The sequence below is a fragment of the Photobacterium lucens genome (assembly GCF_009873615.1).
Classification (GTDB): Bacteria; Pseudomonadota; Gammaproteobacteria; order Enterobacterales; family Vibrionaceae; genus Photobacterium; species Photobacterium lucens.
Genome location: NZ_SSMG01000469.1, coordinates 1 through 2,721 on the forward strand (window position 1 = coordinate 1; position 2,721 = coordinate 2,721).

Below are 2,721 nucleotides of genomic sequence, written 5' to 3' on the forward strand. Positions count from 1 at the left end.
GTCATATATATTGTGCTTTATAAAACTACGGGTATTAGCAAACACACCATCACAATAATATAGAGAATCCTATGAGTCATAATAGTAGTGGTACCTTATTGGGCCACCCAAAAGGCTTGTTCCTGTTATTTGGAACAGAGCTATGGGAGCGTTTCTCCTACTACGCAATGCGCGCTATTCTAGTTTTATATTTAACAGATAAAACAATTAATGGTGGTTTAGGCTGGACAACCCAAGAAGCTCTAAGCTTATACGGCATCTACACTGGTCTTGTTTACTTCACACCTTTAATTGGTGGTTGGATTGCAGATAACTTTTTAGGTCAACGTCGCTCAATTATTATTGGCGGTGTATTAATGGCCATCGGTCAATTTACGCTTGCACTTCCACATAGTGTTGTCGATCCACATGCCGTTAAAGCTTTCTACGTCGGTTTAACATTCCTGATCATCGGTAATGGTTTATTTAAGCCAAATATTTCTACCATGGTCGGTGACTTATACGAAGAAGGTGATAATCGTCGCGATGGCGCATTTACCATCTTCTACATGGGTATCAATATTGGCTCACTATTAGCAGGTGTGATCGCAGGTACTGCTTCAGCAGTATATGGTTGGAAAGCAGGCTTCCTATGTGCTGGTTTTGGTATGCTGTTTAGCTTACTGATTCAACTATTTTTTGCACAGCGCTACCTTGGTGATATCGGTACGGTTCCAGCCGCTGTTCGTGATGCAGCAAAAAATGCTAGTGGTAAAAAAGAACCTCTAACGAAAATTGAACGTGATCGCCTAAAAGTGATCATGGTGATGTGTACTTTTGTTATTGTATTCTGGGCTGGCTTCGAGCAAGCGGGTGGCCTTATGAATATCTACTCACAAGAATATACCAACCGTATGATTGGTAGCTTTGAAGTACCTGCTGCTTGGTTCCAATCACTTAACCCATTCTTTATCATCATTTGTGCGCCAATTCTGGCTTCACTATGGGTTAAAATGGGTAAAAAAGAACCGAACTCACCGGTAAAATTTGCATTAGCCATGTTCTCATTAGCATTAGGTTTTGCTTGTATGATAGGCGCTGCACTTGAGCAGGGCGGTGACATGACAGTGAAAACATCCATGTTATGGCTGATTGGTGCGTATTTCTTCCATACTATTGGTGAACTGTGTCTATCACCGATTGGTTTATCATTAGTAACTAAACTTGCCCCATTACGTCTAGCATCATTAATGATGGGTGCGTGGTTTGGTGCAAATGCGATTGCAAACTATATTGCCGGTGAAATTGGTTCACGTATTGGTGAAGCTGGCCCTCTTGCTATTTTCTCTGGTATCGCAATCACAGCAGTGATCGCTGGTGTTCTACTGCTGCTACTATCTAATACATTAATTAATTGGATGCACGGCGCCGAATCATCAAATGATGATGAAAACGTAGAAGTGAAAACAGCAGAAGCTTAAGTAAAAGAAATGAACGTTGAGGGTAGTGTCTAGCCACACTACCCTTTTTTTATAGGTTTAAATACTTAAAGTTAACACTAAAACTTGCATGACCTAATTGACTAAGTGAGAGCCGCCCCCCAGAAGGTGAAATTGCTAACTTCGATAATGGATTGTGACTTGCTTGACGTCCAAGCCATTGCCCTGCCCTCACCTCATAGCTATCTTCACTGGTACGCAATTGCGCATCAATCCCAGCAGGCAAAACGTGTAAACGGCGCTCAGATAAGTCAAACAACCCAAATAGTCCTTTTACTGGCGATGCATAACCTGAATGCTTCATCCCTTGCTCTAGTTGGGTTACTAAATGACTTAAACTTTCTAAACTGTTTCCTTGATTACGCAGATACTCATTAAAAAATGCACGGATCAAAAGCGCAGTAGCTGTTGCATTATCGCCACCACTACTGGTATCTATTAAATAAAATGCCAATTGCCCATCAAATAACCACGTATAATCAAGTAATACAGGTAAGCTATCGATAGACTGCAGCACACAATAATTTAGCTGCCAATGCCCATAAGAAGACTGAGTATCTGGCATTAATCCCACAAGAAGATCCCGAGCAGCCTTAGGGTTATTTTGTAACTCTTTCAAGTGCCACGCTAACTCTTCTTCTACAGGTTCAGATTCCTCAGATGTAGAGAACCATCGACTCGAAAAGTCTTGCTTGTCATAAGCCGCACTATCTTGCGCTCTTAATACCGATAACATTGAAGACTTCAACATCAAGATATTATCTAATGGCTTTATCAAGAAATCTTTGACGCCTAGCCTTAATGCTAAAGCAACATCAGCCATTTCCCCGGTACCTGAAATAACAATCACCGGGATCATCGGATATTGAATCGCTACTTCTTCAACAAATTCCATTCCTGTCATCACTGGCATTGCTAAATCACACAGCAATAAATCAGGGATATGCTCTCTTAACGCACGTAATCCTTCTAAGCCATTATCAGCTTCTTGCACCAAGCATCCTTGGCTTTCTAAAAAGCCAACTATCATATTTCTAAATACCGGATCGTCTTCTACAACGAGAATCTCTTTCCCTTCTAGCAAAAGTACCTCCGCTTCTTTCTAATAACTTAGATGTATAAACTAATAATCAGACAAATCCTCTTATTTACGTCTAATCATTGCGACATTACTAAGCATAGAAAAAAGCTACGCAAAAATGCATAACATCGTACATTTAATAAAAAATAAATTAATTTATGT

At 40.3% G+C, this 2,721-nt stretch carries 2 protein-coding genes; one reads left to right on the forward strand and one right to left on the reverse strand.

What is annotated here, in order from left to right; genetic code table 11:
- Positions 1–71: 71 nt before the first annotated feature.
- Positions 72–1,460 (forward strand): peptide MFS transporter, encoded by a 1,389-nt coding sequence (locus E5A76_RS19200; RefSeq protein ID WP_161119898.1) that lies wholly within the window; start codon positions 72–74, stop codon positions 1,458–1,460.
- A 49-nt stretch (positions 1,461–1,509) separates the two neighbouring features.
- On the opposite strand, the gene E5A76_RS19205 is transcribed toward E5A76_RS19200, so the two are convergent.
- Positions 1,510–2,562, reverse strand: coding sequence for a response regulator (locus E5A76_RS19205; protein ID WP_161119899.1), 1,053 nt, complete (start codon positions 2,560–2,562; stop codon positions 1,510–1,512).
- Positions 2,563–2,721 lie beyond the last annotated feature (159 nt).

Coding starts and splice junctions, on each gene's coding strand:
- E5A76_RS19200 (WP_161119898.1), top strand. CDS start 72: ATGAGTCATAATAGTAGTGGTACCTTATTGGGCCACCCAAAAGGCTTG.